The sequence below is a fragment of the Thioclava dalianensis genome, assembly GCF_000715505.1.
GTDB lineage: Bacteria > Pseudomonadota > Alphaproteobacteria > Rhodobacterales > Rhodobacteraceae > Thioclava > Thioclava dalianensis.
Map to the genome: position 1 here is coordinate 17295 of NZ_JHEH01000015.1, position 23333 is coordinate 40627.

The 23333-nt window shown below is 63.1% G+C and carries 22 protein-coding genes and 1 pseudogene; 7 read left to right on the forward strand and 16 right to left on the reverse strand.

All coding sequences use genetic code 11. The annotated features are described in order from the left end of the window. Window positions 1-160: 160 nt before the first annotated feature. From DL1_RS12435 to DL1_RS12450, 4 genes are all read right to left on the reverse strand, one after another. Window positions 161-1045, reverse strand: a complete 885-nt coding sequence (locus DL1_RS12435) for a mechanosensitive ion channel family protein (RefSeq protein ID WP_038066703.1) — start codon at window positions 1043-1045, stop codon at window positions 161-163. A gap of 86 nt (window positions 1046-1131) precedes the next feature. Next, entirely contained in the window at window positions 1132-2457 is a 1326-nt protein-coding gene (locus tag DL1_RS12440; protein ID WP_038066706.1) for a TRAP transporter large permease, read from the reverse strand. After that, window positions 2450-2947: a TRAP transporter small permease gene (locus DL1_RS12445; RefSeq protein ID WP_038066708.1), complete on the reverse strand. Its 498-nt coding sequence runs from the start codon at window positions 2945-2947 to the stop codon at window positions 2450-2452. Before DL1_RS12445 ends, DL1_RS12440 begins: the two co-directional genes overlap by 8 nt. A 114-nt stretch (window positions 2948-3061) precedes the next feature. Beyond that, on the reverse strand, window positions 3062-4078 hold the full coding sequence (locus DL1_RS12450; protein ID WP_038066711.1) for a DctP family TRAP transporter solute-binding subunit: 1017 nt from the start codon (window positions 4076-4078) through the stop codon (window positions 3062-3064). A gap of 285 nt (window positions 4079-4363) precedes the next feature. Here DL1_RS12450 and DL1_RS12455 point away from each other — a divergent pair, with 285 nt between their 5' ends. From DL1_RS12455 to DL1_RS22080, 6 genes and pseudogenes are all read left to right on the forward strand, one after another. Continuing rightward, entirely contained in the window at window positions 4364-5215 is an 852-nt protein-coding gene (locus DL1_RS12455) for an IclR family transcriptional regulator (protein WP_038066712.1), read from the forward strand. A 33-nt stretch (window positions 5216-5248) separates the two neighbouring features. Next, window positions 5249-6421, forward strand: a complete 1173-nt coding sequence (locus DL1_RS12460; RefSeq protein ID WP_038066714.1) for an acetyl-CoA acetyltransferase — start codon at window positions 5249-5251, stop codon at window positions 6419-6421. After that, a complete protein-coding gene (locus DL1_RS12465) occupies window positions 6418-8025 on the forward strand; it encodes an acyl-CoA synthetase (protein WP_038066716.1) in 1608 nt (535 codons plus the stop codon). Before DL1_RS12460 ends, DL1_RS12465 begins: the two co-directional genes overlap by 4 nt. Then, a complete protein-coding gene (locus DL1_RS12470; RefSeq protein ID WP_051693527.1) occupies window positions 8025-8879 on the forward strand; it encodes a PPC domain-containing DNA-binding protein in 855 nt (284 codons plus the stop codon). Before DL1_RS12465 ends, DL1_RS12470 begins: the two co-directional genes overlap by 1 nt. 38 nt (window positions 8880-8917) lie before the next feature. Next, window positions 8918-8993: pseudogene (locus tag DL1_RS22075) on the forward strand (hypothetical protein); the annotation flags it as partial. After that, a complete protein-coding gene (locus tag DL1_RS22080; RefSeq protein WP_074854971.1) occupies window positions 8991-9461 on the forward strand; it encodes an SDR family NAD(P)-dependent oxidoreductase in 471 nt (156 codons plus the stop codon). The pseudogene DL1_RS22075 and the gene DL1_RS22080, both read left to right, overlap by 3 nt. 18 nt (window positions 9462-9479) lie before the next feature. Here the strand turns inward: DL1_RS22080 and DL1_RS12480 are convergent, their stop codons facing one another. The 12 genes from DL1_RS12480 to iolG all read right to left on the reverse strand — a co-directional run bounded on the left by DL1_RS12480 (window position 9480) and on the right by iolG (window position 22122). Further along, the gene (locus DL1_RS12480) at window positions 9480-10115 is read right to left on the reverse strand and encodes an SGNH/GDSL hydrolase family protein (protein ID WP_248642590.1); all 636 of its coding nucleotides are present in this window, start codon (window positions 10113-10115) and stop codon (window positions 9480-9482) included. An 85-nt stretch (window positions 10116-10200) separates the two neighbouring features. Next, entirely contained in the window at window positions 10201-10980 is a 780-nt protein-coding gene (locus DL1_RS12485) for a TIM barrel protein (protein ID WP_038066722.1), read from the reverse strand. Between the two features lie 25 nt (window positions 10981-11005). Further along, window positions 11006-11812, reverse strand: a complete 807-nt coding sequence (gene iolB, locus DL1_RS12490; RefSeq protein WP_038066725.1) for a 5-deoxy-glucuronate isomerase — start codon at window positions 11810-11812, stop codon at window positions 11006-11008. Continuing rightward, complete coding sequence (locus DL1_RS12495) at window positions 11809-12012, reverse strand: hypothetical protein (protein ID WP_038066727.1); 204 nt, start codon at window positions 12010-12012, stop codon at window positions 11809-11811. Before DL1_RS12495 ends, iolB begins: the two co-directional genes overlap by 4 nt. A 5-nt stretch (window positions 12013-12017) precedes the next feature. Beyond that, entirely contained in the window at window positions 12018-12932 is a 915-nt protein-coding gene (gene iolE, locus DL1_RS12500) for a myo-inosose-2 dehydratase (RefSeq protein WP_038066730.1), read from the reverse strand. 11 nt (window positions 12933-12943) lie between these two features. After that, window positions 12944-14800, reverse strand: a complete 1857-nt coding sequence (gene iolD / locus DL1_RS12505; RefSeq protein ID WP_038066732.1) for a 3D-(3,5/4)-trihydroxycyclohexane-1,2-dione acylhydrolase (decyclizing) — start codon at window positions 14798-14800, stop codon at window positions 12944-12946. 102 nt (window positions 14801-14902) lie between these two features. Further along, window positions 14903-16816 (reverse strand): bifunctional 5-dehydro-2-deoxygluconokinase/5-dehydro-2-deoxyphosphogluconate aldolase, encoded by a 1914-nt coding sequence (locus DL1_RS12510; RefSeq protein ID WP_038066735.1) that lies wholly within the window; start codon window positions 16814-16816, stop codon window positions 14903-14905. Beyond that, a complete protein-coding gene (locus tag DL1_RS12515; RefSeq protein ID WP_038066737.1) occupies window positions 16813-17937 on the reverse strand; it encodes a Gfo/Idh/MocA family protein in 1125 nt (374 codons plus the stop codon). Before DL1_RS12515 ends, DL1_RS12510 begins: the two co-directional genes overlap by 4 nt. 63 nt (window positions 17938-18000) lie before the next feature. After that, a complete protein-coding gene (locus DL1_RS12520; protein ID WP_038066739.1) occupies window positions 18001-18819 on the reverse strand; it encodes an ATP-binding cassette domain-containing protein in 819 nt (272 codons plus the stop codon). A 1-nt stretch (window position 18820) separates the two neighbouring features. Further along, window positions 18821-19924 (reverse strand): ABC transporter permease, encoded by a 1104-nt coding sequence (locus DL1_RS12525; RefSeq protein WP_038066742.1) that lies wholly within the window; start codon window positions 19922-19924, stop codon window positions 18821-18823. Between the two features lie 127 nt (window positions 19925-20051). Continuing rightward, the gene (locus tag DL1_RS12530) at window positions 20052-20981 is read right to left on the reverse strand and encodes a sugar ABC transporter substrate-binding protein (RefSeq protein ID WP_038066745.1); all 930 of its coding nucleotides are present in this window, start codon (window positions 20979-20981) and stop codon (window positions 20052-20054) included. Window positions 20982-21126: 145 nt separating this feature from the next. Then, window positions 21127-22122 carry an inositol 2-dehydrogenase gene (gene iolG / locus DL1_RS12535; protein WP_038066748.1) on the reverse strand — a complete coding sequence of 332 codons (996 nt, stop codon included), beginning with the start codon at window positions 22120-22122 and terminating at the stop codon, window positions 21127-21129. A 171-nt stretch (window positions 22123-22293) separates the two neighbouring features. Here iolG and DL1_RS12540 point away from each other — a divergent pair, with 171 nt between their 5' ends. Beyond that, window positions 22294-23316, forward strand: coding sequence for a LacI family DNA-binding transcriptional regulator (locus DL1_RS12540; protein WP_051693530.1), 1023 nt, complete (start codon window positions 22294-22296; stop codon window positions 23314-23316). The last annotated feature ends 17 nt before the right edge of the window (window positions 23317-23333 follow it).

Sequence of the window (23333 nt, forward strand, 5' to 3'; positions counted from 1 at the left end):
GTTTGCCGTGTTCCACTGACACCCGGCCTTCGTCACCTGCGCCAGCACAATGGGAACTGCGGCGGGATCACAAGCATGGGGCCGGCTTTCGCAGCGCTCCGCCGCCACGAATCTCGCATTGCCCGACTTAACATCACCAGAAATCGCAACTGCCTGCGGATTACGCGCCCTTCGCGCGCTCTTCGGGCTCAAGCGCGGGCGGGACGTCCTTGATCACGAGATTCTGGTAGCCATAGGGAATCTCGATCCCGGCGGCATCGAAGCGCTTCTTCACGGCTTCGAGCATGTCATTTTTGACGCCCGCAGCCACACCGGAATCCGCGCACCAGACACGCAGGCTGAAATCGACGCTCGAGGCGCCCAGATTGGTGACCGGACAGCCCACGATCTCCTCGATCCCCGCCATGCCCTGAGCGATCTCAAGGATCAGCGCGCGGGCCGCATCAATGTCGGAGTCATACCCAATCGAGAGCGGAATGATCGCCATCGTCCGCAACTCCCGCGCCGAGAGGTTGACCATCGTCGTGCTCGAGATCGAGGAATTCGAGATGATCACCCGGCGATTGTCGTAAGTTTTCAATACCGTATAGCCCAGAGACACATCTTCGACAATGCCCGTCTCGACGCCGGTGGGCGCACTGATCTGCAATTTGTCGCCAAGGCGAAACGGGCGATAGAAGATCAGACTGAACCCCGCCACGAAATTCGACAGCGTCGATTGCGCGGCCAGACCGAAGACCACGGACGCGACCGAGACGCTCGCCAGCAGCGCAGTTGCAAGCCGGTCGAGCGCCGGGATCATGTGGGCATAAAGCATGAGGATCAGCAGCCAGACAAAGGCGCTTGCGACCTTCGACAGGAACGAAATCGCCATGCGGTCGAGGCGATTGTCGTGATCGCGCGCGACAACCAGACGGATCATCCGCTTGAGCATGCGAGACAGCAACGCGCCTGCGATCAGGAAAATCCCGAGGATGATCAGAGCGCCCGACCACCTGTCAGGATGCAGATGCGTCGCCCAGTCCTGCAGGGTTGTCCAGCTCATCGGTGCCTCCTTTGGCGCTCGGGGCCTCTCCCCTCGGAGCGATTTATGCAAAAGCCGCCGATGACTGCCAGCCCTTGCGCGCCCCGCTACTGCATCCAGATCAGAAGATATTGCGTCAGTTCAGGCCAAAGCGACACAATGACAACCCCCAGCAGACTGGTGAGCAGAAATGGCAGCGCCGCGCCTGCGATCTTTTCCAGCGACAACCCGGTGATATTTGCGGCCACAAACAGGTTGATCCCGACAGGCGGCGTGAACAGGCCTATCGCGAGCATGATGGAGAGGAAAATGCCAAACCAGATCGGATCCCAGCCCATCTCGCGCACGACCGGCAAAAAGATCGGCAAGGTGATGAACATGATGGTGATCGCATCCATGAACATCCCCGCAATCAGCAAGACCAAGCCAATCACCAGCAAGATCACGAAGGGAGAATCCGACAGCGCCAGAAGCGCCTTGGAGTAATGCCCCACCACATCATCGACGGTGACGACCCAGCCAAAGAGGCTCGCGAAGGTCACGACCATCATCACCACAGCCGAGGAGCGCGCGGCCTCATATAGCGCATCGAGAAGCCGCGAGATCGTCAGCGTGCGATAGACGAAAAACCCCAGCACAATCGCATAGACCGCCGCGACAATCGCCGCCTCGGTGGGCGTGAACACCCCCGAATAGATACCGCCCAAGATCACGACCGGCGTCAAAAGCCCCCAGAAGGCCTGTAAGAAGCTGCGCCAAACCTGTGTCAGCCACGGCAGGTCCGGATCAATCAGCGCGCCGCCCTGCATCTGGCTCAACGCCTCGGGCATCGTCTTGGGGCCGCGCTTGGCGAAGGGAAGTGTGAGCAACATCATCAACCCCATGATGACGCCCGGCAAGATCGCAGCGATGAAAAGGCTCCCGATCGAGACCTCGGCAATCACGCCATAGATCACCAGACCAATCGAGGGCGGTATGACGATCGACAGCGCAGCCCCGGTGCAGACGAGCGCTGCCGAATAGGCGCGCGAATAGCCGTCCTCCGTCATGCCACGCATGATCATCGGGCCAATCGCTGCGACAGAGGCCGGCCCCGAGCCCGAGACCGCGCCCCAGAACAGCCCGACCACCACGCCGACCACCCCCATGCCGCCGGGCAGCGCGCCCATCAGCACCCGGAAAAACCGGATCATCCGGTCGGCCAACCCCGCCATGCCCATCAAGATCCCGGCGAGAATGAAGAACGGGATTGCCAGCAGCGAGAATTTCGCGATCCCCGAGGAGATCAAATCGCCCACGAGATCCAACCCAAAGCCCATCCGCCACATCGCATAGATCGCAGACAGGCCGAGCGCGAAGGCGACCGGGATGCGCACGACCAGCAACACGCCAAACAAGATCAGCATCTGCGTGCCCGCCGAGATATCAAGCATCGATGATATCCTCGAGCTGCGGGTCGATCTGGGGATCGTGGAAATCGTGGATCGCATATTGCACGGTGCGCAGGGCGATCAGAACAAAGCCCAGCGGGAGGGCTGCCGTATAATACCACGCCGGCAGTTGCAGCCCCGCCGTCGTCACGCCCGAGGCGATCTGGTTGCGCACCAGCTCGACGCAAAACCACGCAGCCAGCAGCAACAGCCCGACGCTGACGGCGGCTGCGAACACGCGCAGCCAGCGCTCCAGATAGGCGGGCAGCAGGCTCGCAAAGAAGGTCACCGCCAGATGCTGCCCCCTTTGGGCGGCAAGCGACGCACCAAACACGGTCAGCAACAGGAAACCGGCCAAAAGCAGCTCTTGCGTTGAGGCAAAGGAATAACTCGTGAGGTAGCGCACAACCACATTGGCAAAGCCCACCGCCGTCATGCTGAGAAAGATCGCAGCACAGACATAGGCCTCAAAATTATTGAGAAGCTTCTTCATTGGGCCCTCCCGGCCAGCAACACCGATTTTGTCTGATCCGTTGGGTCGGGGGCCGCCGGGCAACCGACCAGGGGCCGCCCCGCGATGCGCCGGGCGGCCCTTTATCGAGACGGCTTAGTTGGTCGCCGAGGCCGGGACCTCATCGATCGTCGTCTGGAAGAGGGAAACCAGATCCGGTCCCACTTTCTTCGACCACATCTCGAACGGCTTCTTGGTCGCGTCGCGGAACGCTTGGATCTGATCATCGCTCAGCGTCGTGACCGTCATGCCTTTGCCCTTGAGGAACTCCAGCCCGGTGGCGGTATCTTCGCGGGTGATTTTCTTCTGATAGGCCATCGCCTCTTGCGCGGCGTTTTTCATCATCGCCTTGGTTTTGTCATCCCAGCTGTTCCAACGCTTCTCGCTGACGGCAAGGAAGATCGGATCGTAGGAATAGTGCCACGGCGTGATATATTTCTGCACCTCATAGACGCGCTGCGGGATGATCACCGCACCAATCGGGTTTTCCTGCCCGTCCACCACGCCTTGCTGCAGCGCCGAGAAAGTCTCGGTCCATTGCATCTGCTGGGGGTTCGCACCGAGCGCGTCCATCACGTCGATATACATCGGCCCCGCCACGCGCATTTTCAGACCCTTGAGGTCGGCAGGCGATTTGATCGGGTGGACGTTATTGGTGACTTCGCGAAAGCCGTTCTCGCCCCATGCGAGAATTTCCAGACCATGCTCGCGCATGATCTCGGTCATCTTCTCGCCCGGCGCGCCCGCCGTGGTCGCATCGACCTGAGCGTAATTGGAATAGAGATAGGGCAGCGAGAACACGCCCATCTGCGGCACGAGCGTCGTCACGTTGATCGCAGAGGTCACCACGAAATCAATCGAGCCGCGCCCAACCATTTCGGATTGCTTCATCTGATCGCCGCCGGTCAGCTGGGCATTGGGGAACACGCGCACGGTGGTTTTGCCATCGGTGGCTTTGCTCACCAGATCCGCAAAGCGATCGGCCCCTTTTTGCCACGTGGTGGTGTCGCCGGTATTATGCGTCAGGCGCAGGGTCTCGGCGCTGGCCAGTGATGCGAATTGCGTCAGCGCAACCACCCCAATCGCGGCGAGCGACTTGTGAAATAGCTTCATGACATTCCTCCCTCTGTCTCCAAATGCACCGTCCTCCAACGGGCGAGATACATATGTCCATAAAGTGGATCTTCGATCAACCCCGCAAGCTGGCATTTCTACCGCGCCCGGTCGAGCAACCTATGAATTCCTTATTTTTATGAAGCCAACATTTCGATTGACGGCCCTATCGCAAATGAACCATCATTATTTACATCCATAATATGGACATTGTTTTCAAACTTGGCGCTCGGATCGCCAGTGACCTGACAGTCCCCGCAGGCTGCGCAAGGATACGGAGTTTCGATGAAGCAGCCCAAGACCATCCTGCCCAGCTCGGCCGAGAAAAGCGCGCTCGGGGCGCAGAGCGTGGACCGCGCGCTCAGCCTGTTGCCGCTGATCGGGAGCAGCCCGCAGGTGGGGCTTGGGCTCGGGACCATCGTCGAGGAAACCGGGCTCAGCCGCCCGACCGCGCGGCGCTTGCTGCTGTCGCTGATGCGCTCGGGCCTGATCGAGCAAGACCCGCGCAGCAAGGCTTATCGTCTGGGCGAGGAGGCATTCATTCTGGGCACGCTGGCCGCCCCGCGCTTTGGACTGGTCGATATCGCCGCCGAAAGCGTCACGCGGCTGGCGGATGTGACGGGCGACACGGCCTATCTGTCGATGCGGCGCGATACGTTTTCGATCTGCATGCTCAAACAGGACGGGAATTTTCCGATTCGTGTTCAGGCGCTGCAGGTCGGGTTTCGCCATCCGCTCGGGATCGGCGCGGGCTCCTTGGCGATCCTCTCGGCCCTGCCCGATCCTGAGGTCGAGGAAATCCTGACGCAGAACACCGCGATCATCGAGGCGGAATATCCCCGCAGCTCAATCGCGATTTTGCGCGACGCCGTGGCGCAAACGCGCGCGCGGGGCTGGTCGCTCAACCCCGGCATGGTGTTGGCCAATAGCTGGGCGGTCGGGCATGCGGTCACCCTGCCCGATGGCCGGATCGGCGGCGCACTCAGCGTGGCTGCCATCGACAGCCGCATGACGCCGGACCGCCAAGCCGAGATCGCAGCCCACCTTGGGGCCGCCGTACACCGGGTGGAGGCCCGGCTGGCCCGAATGTTTTCGCATGTAATGCCGCCCGACGCAGCGCGAGTCGCGTCGAGATAATGCAGGCATATGCTTTAGACGGAGGAGAGAAAGATGACACAAGGACAGATCGTCGGCTGGGCGCATAGCCATTTCGGCAAGTCCGAGGCCCCCGACACCGAAGCGCTGATGGCCGAGGTGATCGGCCCCGCGCTCGAACATGCAGGAGTGAGCGCGCAGGAGATTGACGGGATCTTCGTCGGCTGCATGAATAACGGCTTCTCGCGTCAGGATTTTCAGGCAGCGCTGCCCGGAATGGTCGCGCAGGAACTGGCCATGAAACCCGCCGTGCGGCTGGAAAATGCCTGCGCCACGGGCTCAGCCGCGCTCTACACCGCGCTTGATTTCATCGCCGCTGGTCGCGGTGAGATTGCCCTTGTGGTGGGCGTCGAGAAGATGACCGCTCTGCCCACGGTCGAGGTGGGCGACATCCTTCTGGGTGCAAGCTACCGCGCCGAGGAGGCAGATGTCTCAGGCGGTTTTGCGGGGCTCTTTGGGCGCATCGCGCAGAGCTATTTCCAGACCTATGGCGACCAGTCCGAAGCGCTCGCGATGATCGCCTCGAAGAACCACACCAACGGCGCGGGCAACCCCTTTGCGCATATGCAAAAAGCCTTCAGCGTCGAGCAATGCAACACGGTGAGCGAGAAAAACCCCTATGTCGCAGATCCGCTGCGCCGCACCGATTGCTCGCTGATCTCGGATGGCGCGGCGGCACTGGTCGTGGCAAGCCCCCGCGTCGCCGCCGAACTCAAGCGCGCCATCGCCTTCCGCGCGCGGGTCCATGCCAATGATGTGCTCGCGATGTCGCGCCGCGATCCCACCGCGTTTGACGGGGCGCGCCGCGCTTGGGCAGGTGCCTTGGAAGGCGCGGGCCTGGGTCTCGACGATCTCGATCTGGTGGAGACCCATGACTGTTTCACCATCGCCGAGCTGATCGAATATGAGGCCATGGGGCTCGCCCCGCGCGGGCGCGGTGCCGATGTGATCCGCGATGGCACCGTGGCCCGCGACGGACGCCTGCCGGTCAATCTCTCGGGCGGGCTGAAATCCAAGGGCCACCCGATTGGCGCCACTGGCGTTTCGATGCATGTGATGGCCGCGATGCAATTGGCCGGTGAGGCCCCGCCCGCGATTCAAGCGAAATCCGCCAATCTGGCGGGCGTGTTCAACATGGGCGGCGTGGCGGTGGCCAATTACTGCTCGATCTTGGAGCGCGTGAAATGAGCGAGGCCGACCCCAAGGGCGGGTTGGCGCCGCGCAGCACCCGCGTCTCGAACCTTGCGCATTTCCTGACCCGCAACGCGCGCCGCCTGCCCGAGCAACCGGGCATCCTCTGGGGGGAGCAGAGCTGGAGCTGGGCGGCACTGGACGCCCGTGTCTCGGCCTTTGCCACAGCCCTGCGCGCCCGCTACGGCGTGACCAAGGGCGACCGCGTTCTGGTGCAATCGCAAAACTGCAACCAGATGTTTGAATCCATGCTCGCCTGCTTCCGGCTCGGCGCAGTCTGGGTGCCGACCAACTTCCGCCAGAGCCCGGATGAGGTCGCGTGGCTTGCGCAATCCAGCGGCGCGCAGGTGATGATCTGCGGTGCGGAGTTTCCCGATCACGCCGCCGCCTGTGACGGGATCGCGCATCACATCTCCATCGGCGGCGGTGCGGGCGCGCATGATTTCGAAACGCTGGTGGCCGCGCATAGCGGCGCGCATGTCGCGAATGTCGGCGTTGATCGCGACGATCCCTGCTGGTTCTTCTTCACCTCCGGCACGACGGGACGGCCCAAAGCGGCAGTGCTCACCCATGGGCAGATGGCTTTTGTGATCACCAATCACCTCAATGACCTGATGCCGGGAACCGGACCGAGCGATGCCTCGCTTGTGGTGGCCCCGCTCTCGCATGGCGCGGGGATCCATCAGCTTGTCCAGCTGGCCGCCGGAGCGACCACCGTGCTCATGCCGAAGGGCAAGTTCGAGGTCGATACGGCGTGGTCGCTGGTGGCCCGGCACAAGATCACCAACATGTTCACCGTGCCCACCATCGTGAAAATGCTGACCGAGGATCCGTCGGTGGATCGCCATGACCGCACTTCGCTGAAACATGTGATCTATGCCGGCGCGCCGATGTATCGCGCCGATCAGAAGGTCGCGCTGGCCAAGTTGGGGCCGGTGCTGGTGCAATATTTCGGGCTGGGTGAGGTCACGGGCAATATCACCGTCCTGCCGCCCTCCGAGCACTCCCCCGACGACGCCGTGATGCGCCTTGGAAGCTGCGGGTTTGAGCGCACGGGGATGGAGATTTCCATTCAGTCCGAGGATGGCCGCGAGCTTGCCCCCTTTGAGACCGGCGAGATCTGCGTTTGCGGCCCGGCCGTGTTCGCAGGCTATTACAACAACCCCGAGGCCAATGCGAAATCCTTCCGCAACGGCTGGTTTCGCACCGGCGATCTGGGCCATCTCGACGAGGCGGGCTATCTCTACATCACGGGGCGCTCCTCAGATATGTATATCTCGGGCGGCTCCAACGTCTATCCGCGCGAGATCGAAGAGAAGATCCTGGCCCATCCGGCACTTAGCGAGGCCGCCGTACTGGGCATTCCCGATCCGAAATGGGGAGAGATCGGTGTCGCGGTCTGCGTTTTGAAACCGGGCATGCAGGCCAGCGCCGAGGAGATCTCAAGCTATCTCAAGGGCAAGCTCAGCAGCTACAAACTGCCGCGCCAGATCTTCTTCTTCGATGAGATGCCGAAATCGAGCTATGGCAAGATCACCAAGAAACTGATCCGAGAAACCCTGCTCGAACGTGGCTTGATCGAGATCACGGAGCCCGCGTGATGGCGCAGCCCGAAGCCTCAGGCAATCCGCCCTTGATCCATCCCGGCCCCCAGCTTGAGCCCCGCGTTCAGGCCGTGCGGACCCGGACGCAGACGTTCGAGATCGCGCTGAAGGCCGGGGAGAGCCTGGAGGCGGACATTCTGGCGGGCTTTGCGCGCGCGGGGCTCACCAGCGGCTTCGTTGAGCTGAGCGATCTCGACTGCGCGCGGATCGACTTTGTTTTCCCCGCGCATTCGCCCAGCCCGGACCGTCTGGCGTGGTATTCCAGCCCGCAAGAACCCGAAGGTCCGGCCCGCATCCATCAGGGCTACATGTCGGTCGGGCGCTATCAGGGCGCGGGCTTCACCCATTGTCACGGCACTTGGGCCTTGGCGGATGGCACCGAGACGATGGGGCATTTGCTGTCGCATCAAACCGTTGTGGCGCAGGATTTCACTTTGCGCGCAACAGGCTTTGTCAGCGCGCTTTTTGAGCGCCTGCCCGATGCCGAAACGCGCTTTGAAATTTTCGCAGCCACCGGAGACGATTGTGGCGCGGGCGCAGATGCAATCGTGCTCACGCTGCGCCCCAATACCGACATTCCCACCGCCTGCGCGCAGCTCTGCGACGCCCATGGGATCACACGCGCACGGATCGTGGGCCTCGGCAGCCTGAACGGCGCAGTCTTTCACGATGCGACGCGGATGCGCGATCACGCGAGCGAATTTCTGATCCGCGAGGGGCGCTTTGAGGCTGGCCAAGCCACGCTCGATATCTGCGTCATCGACAGTGAGGCCAAGCAGTTCATGGGCCAGATCATCGCTGGTGGCGGCGGCGTATCGGTCACAGCTGAGCTGGTCATCCTTCCAATTTAGAGCACGCGACGCGATACGACCTGCGGGAGACGATTGATATGCAAGAGGCCAAAACAGTTTTGATCACCGGCGGCGCCTCCGGCATCGGGTTTGCCGTGGCGCAGGGCTGTCTTGCGCAAGGGTTCAACGTGGCCTTGCTCGACCTCAACGAGACCGCTTTGGCGCAGGCCGCGCGGGCGCGGGACAATCTTCAATATCACCTCCGTATCGGGCCTCACGGGCAATGTCGGGCGCACCGCCTATGGGGCGACCAAGGCCGGGGTGATCTCGATGACGCAGGTCATGGCCGCCGAGCTGGGCGCGCTTGGGCTGCGCGTGAATGCCGTAGCGCCGGGGCCGATCGAGACGCCGATGGTGCGCGAGATGCATACCGATCAGATGCGACAAAGTTGGATCGAGACCGTGCCGCAACGGCGCTACGGCACACCTGACGAAATCGCACAGGCGGTGGTGTTCCTGCTTGATGAGAGGCGCGCGAGCTATATCAACAGGCAGGTTCTGGCGGTGGATGGTGGCTTTACGACCAGCCGCATCCTGTCGGGCGTGGCCTTGAAAAATAGCCCCCCGCAAACCGGCGCGTGACAGGTCGCGTCAGGGATCTCAGCGCAAAATCGGCGCGATCTGCGCGGCGATCAGGGCCGAGCCCTTCGGTGAGGGATGAATGCGGTCGGAGGCGAATAGCGACGGATCCTCTGGGCTGAACGCCTCATCGAGATCTACCAGCGTCACCCCCGCATCGGCGCCCGCCATCCGAGACAGCCGGTCTTCCAGCACCTGATAGGGCGCCTCGCAGGCAGTCCCGGCATAACGCGGCGCGGTATAGTAATCGGCCCAGATGACGCGCGCGCCCCGTGCGCGCAGATCGGCCACGAGGCTCGGGATAGCACCACGCTTGCCATCCTCAGAGATCAGCCGATCCAGCACCGGCCCGCAATCGGAACACTCACACTGGCCACTCAAATCATTCGCGCCGCCGTCAAGCACGACCCATTGCGCGCGCACGCTCTCAAGCTGGTTCGGGATATTGAACGCCCCGCGCCCAGAGGTGATCCGGGCCAGCGACAGGGACACATCGCCGACCGGCTCGCGCAGCTCTTGCTGCAAGACATCCGCAACCGAGCCTCCGCTGCCCCGGTTCCACGCCATGATGGAATCCCCGGCCACGACGACACGCGCGCCATCGGGCACGCCGCGTCCGCAGGCCGAAAGCAGTCCAAGGCTGAGGGCAAGACACATCCACCGGGTCATGATCTTGATGTATAGCTCACGCGCCCGAGATCAATGTTTGACCGCGTTGTGAGGGCTGAATTTCATGCAGCGCTTAAAGCGTGAATGCCGCGCGGAAAGCCGCAAGCGCGGCCTCTTCATTCCCTTGCGCAAAGGCCTCCATCGCCACCGGACCGCGATAGCCCATCCGCTGCAAGGCGCGTGCGACACCGGCGAAATTGATCTCGCCCGTGCCCGGCTCAAACCGGCCCGGATTGTCGGCGACCTGAATTTCGCCGATCCAAGGCAGGCAAGCCTCGCACCAGCGGATCAGATCTCCCTCGCCGATCTGCGTGTGATAAAGGTCCAGATTGATCCGCAGCTCGGGGCGGTCCACCGAAGAGACCAGCGCCAGCACCTCCGATGTCGAGCCAAACGGACAGCCCGGATGATCGAAGGGGTTGAGGTTTTCGAGCACGAATTGCACCCCCTCCGCCTCGGCCAGATCGCAAATCCGGTGCAGCGTATCGCGCGCGCGCTCCACCATGCCGGGCGCGAAGGCCCCGTTATGAGGGATCGGCAACCCGCCCTCGCCCAACCCCGTGCCATGCAGGTTGAGCCGCGACACACCCAGACGCTTGCCGATCTGCACGGTCTCGCGGGCCGAGCGCAGCAGCGTCTCGGCACCCTCCGGATCGCTGAGCCGCCCCTGCAGATAGCCGTTCATGATCGTGTAATCCGCGCCCACCGCCTCAAGCTTTTGAAGGTCGTGCGCGGGCCAGTTCCAAAGCCCCACGCCAAAGCCCATCTCGGTCAGGCGGGCTGCGCGCCACTCAATCGGGCGGTCGCGCCAGAGCATCTCGGCGCAGGCCGCAAGTTGAAACGGTTGTTCCATCACATTCCTCCCTCAGCGCGGCCTCTCAGGCGTCGCGATCCATGATCCATTGCACCGCCGGATCGGCCTGAAACCGCCAGTTGCGGCGCGGGCCTGCCATGACGTTGAGGTAATACATCTCAAAGCCGTAAGGCGCGCCGCAGGGGTGGTGTCCGCGCGGCACCAAAACCACATCGCCGTCGCTCACGGCCATCGTCTCATCAAGCGCACCATCCTCGGTATAGACCCGCTGGATACCAAAGCCCTGCGCGGGGTTCAGGCGGTGATAATAGGTCTCTTCGAGATAGGTGATGCGCGGGAAATCATCCTCGTCATGGCGGTGGCTCGGATAGGAAGACCAATTGCCATCGGGCGTGAAGACCTCTGTGACCAGCAGGCTGTCGCAGTAATCCTCACCCTCCATCGCGATATTGTTGATGTAGCGCGTGTTATTCCCCTTGCCGCGCTGGGTGAGCGTGATCCCATCGGGCCCGATCCGGCGCGCCGGATGCCCGCCTTGGCCCGGTGCGCTGCAGACCGCGATGGTGCAATCGGTCTCGGCCACGGCCTCCCAATCCTGATCATTGGGCACATAGAGGCAATGCGGTGCTGTCTTTTCAAAGACACTCATCCGCTCGCCCAAAACCCCCCAATCCTGCCCGGCGGCCCTTATGGCGGCCTTGCCCTCGACCATCACGAGGATCACCTCACGCGAGCCTGTGGCCTCATGCGTCCGCTCGCCCGCCCGCAAGCGGTAAAGCGAGAACCCCACATAGCGCCAGCCCGCCGAATGCGGCGTGATCTCATGCACCTTGCCAGTCTGTCCGAAGGGTTTGCGAAGCAGGTCAGTCATGGGTTTTCTCTCGGGTTGAAGGTCACGAAGAGCCGATAGGCGGCGTATCCGCCTAGCGCGAGAAACAGGATGGCGAATAGCGGATCGCCCGCGAAAATCTCGAACACCCCCCAACCGAGGGCCACCACGGTCACCAAGATGCGCCGCCAAAGCGGACGGAACCACGGGTTGTCGAAATCGAAGATCCGGTTGAGGGACATCGCGTTCACACCTGTGCCGGGGCAATCAGCCCGGCCTCGCGCGCTGCCGATTTGAGCGTCTTGAGCCCAAGCGACTGGTATTCATGCGGGTTGCGCTGATCTGGGTCCTGCTCGGCCTCGATCACGATCCAGCCGTCATACCCGGCCTCTTTGAGGAGTTGCAGGAGCGGTGCGAACTCGACCCCGCCTTCGGGATCGCCCGGCACGGTGAAGACGCCCGCACGCACGCCATCCATGAACGAGAGCCCCTCCTTGCGCACTCGCCCCATCACCTCGGGGCGCACATTCTTGGCGTGGAAATGGCGCACCCGATCGACATATTTGCGCAAGATCCGGGCCGGGTCCGCGCCGTGCCCGCCGAAGTAACAATGGCCCGCGTCGAACAATAGCTTGGTGGCCGGTCCCGTCGCTGCCATGAACGCGTCGATCTCGGCAGGCGTCTCGACCACCGTGCCCATGTGGTGGTGATAGACCAGATCGATGCCCTGCGCCGCGGTGAAGGTCGCAAGCGCCTCGATCTTGGCCCCGAACTCCGCCATCGCAGCCGCGCTCAGCACTGCCTTTTCGCTCAGCGGCACGTCCAGCCCTTGCACCGAATTCGACGTCTCGCAGGCGATGCAAACGGTGCAGCCATTGTGTTTGAGCTTGTCGAGATGCGGCTGGATCGCTGCCATCTCGGCCTCGACCGACTGGGTCAGAAGGTTGAGCGAATACCAGCCCGACACGAAAGCCAGCCCGTAGCCGCCCAGCAATTGGCGCAGCGCCTCCGGGTCGTCCTGTGGCCAGCGATGGCCGTTCTCGATCCCCTCGAAACCGATCTCGGCGGCCTCGCGCAGGATCTGCTCGGTCGGAATATGCGCGCCCAGCGAATGGTCATCATCATTGGCCCAGGCGATCGGATTGGTGCCGAAACGGATCATCTCAGGTCTCCTCAATTCACCAGTTGCGCATTGGCGATCTGGCTCAGGTATTGTGCGAAGCGGTCGCGTTGTTTTTGGCGATCTGACACCTCGGGTACCGCAACCTCCCAAAAGGCACCATGCGCGCCTGCACTGGTCTCAAGCCCGGTGCCGGGGAAATCACGCGCATCGGTCTCGATCACGATCACGGTCGGGATCTCGCGCCCCCGCGCCGCCCTGATCTCGGCCTCAAGCGCATCCGTGCCCGCGACCTTCACCGCATGCGCGCCCATCGCCGCTGCATGGGCCGCGTAGTCGATCTCGGGCTGAGCCTCGATGGCGCAATCGACATACATGTTGTTGAACGCCTCGCCGCCGCAGCCCAAGGTCTGCAAACGGTTGATGCAGCCATAGCCATGGTTGTCGGTCAACACGACCGTGAACGGCACGCGCCGCATCACCGCCGTCGCCAGCTCCGAATTGGCCATCATGTAGCTGCCATCGCCCACGAAACAGATCACCTCGCGCTCGGGCTGCGCAAGCTTGAGCCCCATCGCGCCCGCGATCTCATAACCCATGCAGCTAAAGCCATATTCCATGTGATAGCCGCCCTGAGAGGGCTTCCACAAAAGCTTGAGCGCGCCCGGCATCGTGCCTGCGGCACACATCGCCACCGCATCCACGCCCGTGGCCCGCTGAACCGCGCCGATCACCTGACCATCGGTGGGTTTGGCCGCCTGATCCTCGGGACGCGCGCAATAGGCATCGACCGCGCGCAGCCAGTCTTTGCGGGCCTCCGCATCGGGGGCCTCGGCCTGATAATCGCCAAGCGCCGCGCTCAGCATCTCCAGCGCGACCTTGGCATCGGCCACAAGACTTTCCGCCCCGTGCTTGGCCGCGTCATAGCCGTGGATATTGATCGAGACGAGCTTGGCCCCATCGCTCAGCAACGTGCGCGAGCCGGTGGTGAAATCCTGCAACCGCGTGCCGACCCCGATCACCAGATCGGCGGCCTGCAATGCTGCGTTTGCGGCAGCCGAGCCATCCACGCCCGCCGCGCCAAAGCTCATCGGGTGGTCCTGATCCAGCGCCGATTTGCCGGCCTGCGTCTCTGCGACCGCGATCTGATGCGCGGTGGCGAAATCTGCCAGCGAAGCCTCGGCCTGCGCATAGATCACGCCGCCGCCCGCAATAATAACCGGACGCTTGGCCGCCGTCACCATCTCGGCCACGCGGGCCAGCTCCCCCGCATCGGGGGCCGGACGGCGCATGCGCCAGACGCGCGGCTCGAAGAACGCCACCGGGTAGTCAAAGGCTTCCGCCTGCGTATCTTGGCAAAACGCCAGCACGGCGGGGCCGCAATTGGCCGGGTCGGTCATCGCCCGCAGCGCGCGCGGCAAAGCGCTCAGAAGCTGTTCGGGCCGCGCGATCCGGTCGAAATAGCGCGACACCGGGCGGAAACAGTCATTGGCCGATACGGTGCCATCATCGAAATCCTCGACCTGCTGCAGCACCGGATCGGGACGCCGCGTGGCAAACACATCCCCTGCCACGATCAGCATCGGCAGCCGGTTCACATGCGCAAGCGCCGCCGCCGTCACAAGGTTCGTAGCCCCCGGCCCAATGCTCGAAGTCACAGCCATCGCGCGCCTGCGCTTATGGCCTTTCGCATAGGCAATCGCGGCATGGCCCATCGTCTGCTCATTCTGCCCGCGCCACGTCGGAAACACGTCCCTGTAGGCATGCAGCGCCTCGCCGATCCCCGCCACATTGCCATGACCGAAAATCGCCCACATCCCGTCGATGAACCGCACACCCTCCTCGGTCATCTGCACCGAGAGCCACTTCACCATCGCCTGTGCGGCGGTCAGCCGGATCGTCTCGCTCATCTTACGTACCTCCAAAGGACCCAAGCCCTTAAATTCGACTTCGTTCAAATATCCCGGGGGGCGGCCACGCCGCGGGGGCAGAGCCCCCTCCCCGCGCGCATCTCACGCAGAGGCCGCAGCCCGCGCCTTATCCCATATCTCGCACAGCCGCGCGAAGCGGCTGGCCATCTGAGCCACGGCATCGGCATCGCTGATCTCTCCCTGCATCCAGCCCCGTGCCGCATCGCCAAAGATCGTGCGGCCCACGGCAAAGCCTTTGACCAGATCAAAGCCCGCCGCCACCTCGAAACTTGCGGCCAGTTCGGCCTCGGGCGCATCGAGCCCCAAAACCACGATCCCGCGCGTGTGGCGGTCATACGCTTCGATAGCGGCCACGGCCTTCGCCCAGGCTTTCGCATCCGCCATCGGTTCCAGCTTCCACCAGTCCGGATAGACGCCGATCTCATAGAATTGCCGGATCAGCGTGGCGGTTGTGTCAGCATCTGTCGGAGCCACCTTGGAGGGGATCACTTCGAGCAAAAACTCCAGCCCGTTGCGCCGCGCGGCTGTGAACAGCCGCTTGACCTCCGCCTCTTGGCGCGCCCGGGTTTCGGCATCGTCATCCGGATGGCAAAAGACCAAAAGCTTCACCACCTCTTCGCGTGCCCATTGGGCGAGGCCGCCGCAATCGGGGCCGAGCTCACGCTCAAGCGCGATCGGGCGCGAACCGGGCAGCTCGGTCGGACGCCCGATCCACAGGCCCGAGCCCGAGGCCGCGTGCAGCGCTTTGCGCCCGATCCGGTCGTCGCACAAAATCCCGTAGCCAGCGCGCCCGGCTTGCACCTGCTGCGCGGCCTTGAGGCACAGTTCCTTGAAGGCGCCGCCCTTCTCAAGACTGTAGCCCGGCATCTCTTCAAGCTGCATCCGATGATCGAAGGCAAAGATGCGATACTCGTCCCAATCGGGCCGCGAGCGGGTGTGGCGCGTCGTCGACCAATGGATCTGCTCCAACTCTGGATCGTTGCGCAGATCGGGCTGTGTCACACCGCGCTTGAGGAAAAATTCCAGCTCGCTCAGCGACGGATAGGCAGGCGTGCAGCCATGGCGCGAGACCGCAAACGCCCCGCAGGCGTTCGCGTATTCCAGTGCCTTCGGCCATCTCTCGCCATCGAGCCAGCCCTTCATCAGCCCCGAGAAGAACCCGTCGCCCGCGCCCAGCACGTTGAACACCTCAATCGGGAAGCCCGGACCGGTTTGCCCGTCATCGAGATTTTCGGGAATGTCGCCCTCGAAGGCCACCGCGCCGGCGGCCCCGCGTTTGCAGACCAGCGTCGCGCCCGAGACCTCGCGCACCGCGCGCAGCGCCGCCAGCGTGTCCGTCGAGCCGCCCGCGATGTGAAACTCCTCCTCGGTGCCCACGATCAGATCGAAATGATGCAGCACCTCTTGCAGCTTGGCCGTCACCTCGGCGCTCTCGACAAACCGGCTCTCGCCATCGCCATGACCCGCCACGCCCCAGAGGTTCGGGCGATAGTCGATATCGAGCGCGGTCTTGGCACCCTGCGCCCGCGCCAGCTCCAGCGCGCGGACCACCGCCGCCCGCGTGCGCGGATGGCTCAGATGGGTACCTGTGACCAGCACGCTGCGCGTCCGCGCGAGCAGCGCCTCATCGATATCCTCTTCGCTCAGCGCCATATCGGCGCAGTTCTCGCGGTAGAAGATCAACGGAAACTGCTCTTCGTCGCGAATGCCGAGGATCACCAGCGCGGTCAGCCGCTCCGGGTCGGTTTTCACACCGCTCACATCCACACCCTCGCGCAGCAATTGCTCGCGGATGAAGCGGCCCATATGTTCGTCGCCGACCCGCGTGATCAGCCCCGATTTCAGCCCCAGCCGGGCCGTCCCGCAGGCGATATTTGTGGGCGAGCCACCGATATATTTCTCGAACGAGCCCATATCTTCCAGCCGCCCGCCGATCTGCGCGCCATATAAATCCACGCCGGCCCGGCCAATCGTGATCACGTCGAGGTCTTTCATGCCATATCTCCGATGCGGATCGGGCGTCCGTTTGAGCGTGCCATCGCGTGGATCACCTTCTCGATCTCCAGACCGGCTGCGAAATCCGGGCCCGGATTGGCCCCGCCCGCAATGGCCGCACTCAGGTCGCGCGCCTCGATCACTTTCTGTTCGTTAAAGCCAAAATTATGCCCCGGTGCCGGGCAGAAGGCGGCGAAATCGGGTTGATCGGGGCCGGTCAAATGCCGGGTGAACCCCGCCTCGCCCACGCGATGCAGCCAAAGCTCGTTCATGCTCTCCTGATCGAAAACGAGAGTGCCTTCAGAGCCGTGAATCTCCCATTGCAGGCGGCATTTGCGGCCCCGTGCCACGCGCGACGTGGCAAAAGAGCCTTGCGCGCCGCTGGCAAAGCGAATGAGCGCCATCGCGCTATCCTCGTTCTCGACGGGCTTGGGACCGTCGGGAGAGCTGCGCTCGGGGATCGCGATCTGCGTCATCGCGGTCAGCTCCTCCACCGGTCCCATCAGCGCGACCATCTGAGAGACGAGGTGGCAGCCCAGATCGCCCAAGGCGCCAAGGCCGCCAGCCTCGCTCGTCATCCGCCAAGACCACGGGAGGAGCGGGTCGGCGGAATAGTCTTCATCATAGACGCCCCGAAAGGCGCGCGGCGTCCCAATCACACCCTCCGAGACAAGCTTGCGCGCCATCTGGAAGGCAGGCGAGCGCAGATAATTATAGCCCAGCATCGTCACCTGCCCCGGATGGGCGCCTGCCAGATCAGCCATCGCCTGCGCATCCGCAAGCGTCAGCGCCATCGGCTTTTCCAGCCAGACATGCTTGCCCGCGCGCAAGGCGGCCTCTGCCATCGGGCGATGCAAGCCGTTGGGCGCGGTGATCGAAACCACATCCACCGCAGGATCGGCACAGCTCGCCTGCCAGTCGGAACTTGCACGCGCAAAGCCAAACTGCGCGGCGTAACGCTCCGCCTGCTCGGCGGGCAGATCGCACAGGATCTCAAGGCGTGGATGGGCGCCGCCGAACACGGTGGCCAGATTGCGCCACGCCATCGCGTGACATTTCCCCATAAAGCCCGTGCCGATCAGCGCGATCCCGAGCGATTTTGCGGGCAATGGACGCGACATGTCGCTCTCCGTCTTTGAAAGTCCAGTGGATCGGACGCGACCTTGCCGCCGCGCCCGGCAATATCAGACCGTGCCGCCGAGCGAGCCCTCAAGCTGCGCCATCTCTTGGCCCCCCGCCATCAGGTCCTGCAGCGCGTTGGGCGTGATCTCGCCTTTGCCCGCCGTGCCCAGTGTCTTGCCGCGATTGAGCACGGTGAACCGGTCACCCACCGCCAGCGCGTGGCGCACGTTATGGCTGATGAAGACAACGCCAATGCCCTGCCTGCGCACCTTGTCGATCGTGGCCAGCACGTTCGAGGTCTGACGCACGCCAAGCGCCGAGGTCGGCTCATCGAGGATCAGCACTTTCGCGCCGAAATAGACCGCGCGTGCAATGGCGACCGTCTGGCGCTCGCCGCCCGACAATGTCCCCACCGCCTGATCGGGGCCGCGCAGATTGATGCCCATCTTGCGCATCTCCTCGATGCAGACCTCATTGGCATGTTTCACATCGAAGCGCTTGAAGGGCCCTGCCCCTTTCGTGGGCTCGCGGCCCATGAAGAAATTGCGGGTCACGCTCATCAGCGGGATCATCGCGAGATCCTGAAACACCGTGGCGATCCCGGCCTCCATCGCGTCGCGCGGACTGGCGAAATTCATCGGCCTGTCCTCGAACAGGATCTCTCCCTCGGTCGGTTTGTGCACGCCCGACATCGTCTTGATGAAGGTCGATTTGCCCGCGCCGTTATCGCCCAGCAGGCAATGGCACTCGCCGGGGCGGATGTCGAAACTGACGCCCGCCAGCGCGATCACATTGCCAAAGTGCTTCTTGATGCCGCGCATCTCGAGGATGGGCTTGGTGGTGGCGGGATCGCCGCTGTGGATTGCGGTTGCCTGTTCCATTTCAGCGTTCCCCCGTCACGCGCTTGCGGATCACGTTGTTGAAGATCACCGCGAGCAACAGCATTCCGCCCAGGAAAACCTGGAACCAGTCTTGATCAATCGTCGTATAGGTCAGCCCGATCACGACCATGCCGAAGATGATCGACCCGAAGAACGCACCAATGGCCGAGCCATAGCCCCCCGTCAGCAAGGTGCCGCCGATCACCGCCGCGATGATCGCCTCGAACTCCTTCTGGAAACCGCGCCGCGCATCGGTGGAACCCGCATCGATCACGGTCATGATCGCAACGAGGGCCGCGCAGCAGGCGGTCACGACGAAAAGCGTGGTCTTTACCCGATTGACCGGCACGCCCGAATTGGAGGCCGCGTTGCGATCACCACCGGCTGCGAAAATCCAGTTGCCCGCAGGGGTGCGCAGCAAGACCCAGGTCGCCACAAGCGCAATGCCGATGAACCACAAGATCTCGACCGGCACGCCCGGCACTTTCGGGGCACCCGATTTGAACGTGTCGATCCAGCCCCATTTGGCGAGCGTCGAGAACAATCCGGTGAAGGCATCGCCCGAGAAGAACGGCGCGAGCCAGTCATCGCCCACCGCATCGCGCACGCCGCGCAGCTGGGTCGAGCCGCCGGTGATGTATTTCAGCCCGACCAGCGAAAGGCCGCGCAAAATAAAGAGAAAGGCAAGTGTCACGATGAATGAGGGCAGCCCGGTGCGGATCACCAACTGGCCGTTCACCACGCCCATCAGCCCCGCAAAGACCAGCGTGCCGGGAATGGCCACGATCAGCGGCAGGCCGAGATTGACCACGAGCGCGCCAAAGATCATGCCCGCAAAGGCCACCATCGAGCCGATCGAGAGGTCGAACTCGCCGCCGATCATCAAAAGCGATGCGCCGATGGCCAGAATGCCAAGCTGGGCGGCGGGAGTAAGGAAGTTCATGACCCCCGAGAGGGTGAACATCGCCCCGTTCGCGGTGAACATAAAGAAGATCGTCACAAGAACGAGCCCCGCAATCGCGCCCAGTTCGGGCCGCTTCATAAGACGCGCAAGGACGGTCTCTTGTCGCACGCGTTCATCGGTAACCGTGGAGTCGGCTGGCATCTTACACTCCCTGAGAAATCTGCAGCGCGGCGCATCGCTCTGTAACGCTTTGTGGCGGCGCCGGTCGGGATGCGCGCGGCTCGCATAAGCAGCGCGCATCCCTGTGTCGCCTTTGATCCTGTGCGGATCAGCGAATGCCCTTGGCGGACAGATCGACCACCTGAGCGGCTTTGTCCTTGGTGATCAGGTTCGGACCCGAAGCGACATTCGACGCCGGGATCAGGCCGTATTTCGCGTCGAGTGCGAGGAACGAGACCGGCAGGTAGCCCTGAAGATATTGCTGCTGGTCGATTGCGAAGGCCGCATCGCCATCTTCAACTGCCTTGAGGAAGCCCGGCGAAAGATCGAAGCTTGCGACCTTGATCTTGCCGCCCCCATCGCCAAGCGCCTTGACCGCTTTGACCGAAGGCTCACCTGCAGTGGCAGCCCCAAGCGCCAAGACGGTGTCGATGGAGGTGTCAGATTGCAGAGCGGCCCGCACCTTGGCCTCGATATCGGCCGGATCATTGGTCGTCGGCAGCACTTTCACCTGACCGCCAAAGCCCTTGGCAAAGCCCGCGCAGCGCTGGTCGAGCGAGACATTGCCGACCTCTTGGTTGACGCAGATGGCGTTCGTGCCGCCCATCTCTTTGAGCTTTTCGCCCGCGCGCTCACCTGCCGTGAACTCGTCCTGACCGACATGCAGCAGCGCCCCCAAGGATTTCGACACATCCGAGCCCGCATTCATCGAGATCACCGGAATGCCTGCCGCAACCGCGCGCTTGATCGATGGCCCGAGCGCATCGGCATCGGGGATCGAGACGACAAGCCCGTCGGGATCTTGGTTGACCGCCGCATCGATCAGCTGGCTCATCGCGACCATGTCGAAGGTCTCGGGCGAGCGGTACTCGACATTGACGCCGGTATCCTTGGCTGCCTGCTCAACGCCGTTCTTCACGACCGACCAGAACGGGTCATTTGCCTGACCGTGGCTGACGACGATGATGTCGGTCGCAAAGGCCGGTGCCGCGAAGGCCACCGTGGTTGCCGCAATCGCGGCACGCAGAAAATGTTTCATTCAAACCTCCCAGTTTTTCTCTCCGTTTGACACCGCATGACGCTCCTCCATGATCCGTGCATGCGGCCTGACCGATTGGCTCGGCCTTACATCTCGGGCGCATTGCACGCGCCCGCGATTTCGTTGCGCTCCGGGGCCTGCGCCCTCAGAACTGCGCCAAATCGACGGCCTCTCCCGTCTTGGCGGATCTCGTTGCAGCCTCGGCCATCGCAAGCGCGGCCACGCCATCTTCCAGCGTCACCGGCATTGGGCGTCCCTCGACCAGCGCGCGCACGAAAGCGTCCCATTCCGCCGCATAGGCGGGCATGTAGCGTTCAAGGAAGAAATAGGTGGGCTTGGCCGAACTGACCCCGGCGACGGTCGATTTCGACACCGTGTTCTCCAGCATGTTGGCGGCGTTCAAAAGCCCTTCCGAGCCCAGAAGCTCCACGCGCTGATCGTAGCCATAGACCGCACGGCGCGAGTTCTTGATCACCGCGATCCGCCCATCGGCATAGCTCAGCGTGACGACCGCCGTATCCACATCGCCAGCAGCGCCAATCTCGGGGTCGACAATCGACGAGCCCACCGCGCGCACGGCGACCGGGGCTTCTCCCATCAGGAAATTCGCCATATCGAAATCGTGGATCATCATGTCGCGAAACAGACCGCCCGAGACCTTGATATAAGAGACTGGCGGCGGCGCGGGATCGAAAGACGTGACCGAAAGCAGCTCGGGCTTGCCGATTTCGCCCGCAAGAGCAGCCGCCCGCAGAGCCCCGAAATTCGGGTCAAACCGACGGTTAAAGCCGACCATCACCGGCTGCCCGGTCTTTGAGACCGCCGCAAGACAGACTTTCGCGCGCTCCAGCGACAGATCGACGGGCTTTTCGCATAGCACTGCCTTGCCCGCAGCGGTAGCCTTCTCCATCAACTCGGAATGCGTATCGGTCGAGGTCGCAATCAGCACGGCGTCAATCTCGGGATCGGCGATGATGTCTTCGGACGCCGCCGCTTTCGCCCCGTATTTGACGGCCACGGCCTGCGCCGCCTCCGCGTTCACATCCGAAACCGCGACCAGCGTGCTCCCCGCGTGTGCGGCAATGTTCACCGCATGGACCTGACCGATACGGCCAGCGCCCAGCAACCCGACTTTTAACATGCGTTCCTCCCAGAATCGGCCCGACTCGACCGATGACTGACGTTAACATCCGGCCTTTTGCACGCGCGTGCAATATATTTTTGCACCCGTGTGCAAAATCACATAACTCCCGCGTGTTTCTGTGTGTATGTTGAGAAGAAAGCTGCTAAATCGGTTCGGAAGGAGAGCCCGATGCCTGACGTCCGCCGCCCTAATCTCGCAAGCAACATCACCGCGGATGACGTGGCCGAGGCGATTGGCGTGTCGCGCTGGACGGTCAACCGGGCCTTCAAGAAAGACGCCTCGATCTCGCCCAAGACCCGCAGCAAGGTCATGGAGGCGGCCAACAAGCTTGGCTACGTGCCCGATCTGCGTGCCGCAGCGCTGGCCTCGGATCGCTCGAACCTTGTGGCGCTGCTGGTCGATGATTTCGCCAATCCGCATAAGCTGGTGATGATGGAGCGCCTGACCCGCATCCTGCGCAAACATGGTTGGGACACGCTTTTGGTCAACACGCTCGATCGCGCCGATGCGGGCCATGCAATCCTGAACGCGAGCCAACGCCGGGTCGATGCCGCGATCCTGATCGGCATCCAGTTCGATGACGAAGTGCTCGAAACCGCGCTCCACGCCCGGCGGTTTCACAAGCTCATCATCTTCGCGCGCACCTCGCGCCATCCCAACACGATCTCAATCGCGGTCGATGATGCCTCCGCGATGCAGGAAATAACCGGATACGTCGCCGAACATGGCTATCGCCGCCCGCTTTTTCTGGCAGGACCGCGCACCTATTCCGCGCATCTTCTGCGCAAAGAGACCTTTCTGGGCTGCTGGGAGGCCCGCTTCGGCACGATCCCTGAATCGGCAGAGGTGCCCGCCTATGACCCGATCCTCGCCGAGCAGGTCGTTACCCGCGTGCTCACCGGACGCCCGCGCGCCGAGATGCCCGATATTCTTGTGTGCGAAAACGATGCGCTGGCGATCGGCGCGATTGACGTGATCCGCCATAAGCTTGGCCTGCGCATTCCCGAGGATATTGCGGTGACCGGCTTCGATGACGTGCCCCAGTGCCAGAGCCCGAATTACGCGCTGACCACCTATCGCCAGCCCCTGACCGAGATGGCCGAATATCTGGTCGATGTTCTGGAAAGCAGCGAAGACCGCGATTTCGACCGCGCCTTCAAGGGCAAGCTCATCGCACGAACGAGCGCCTGACGGGCCAGCCGCCCCGC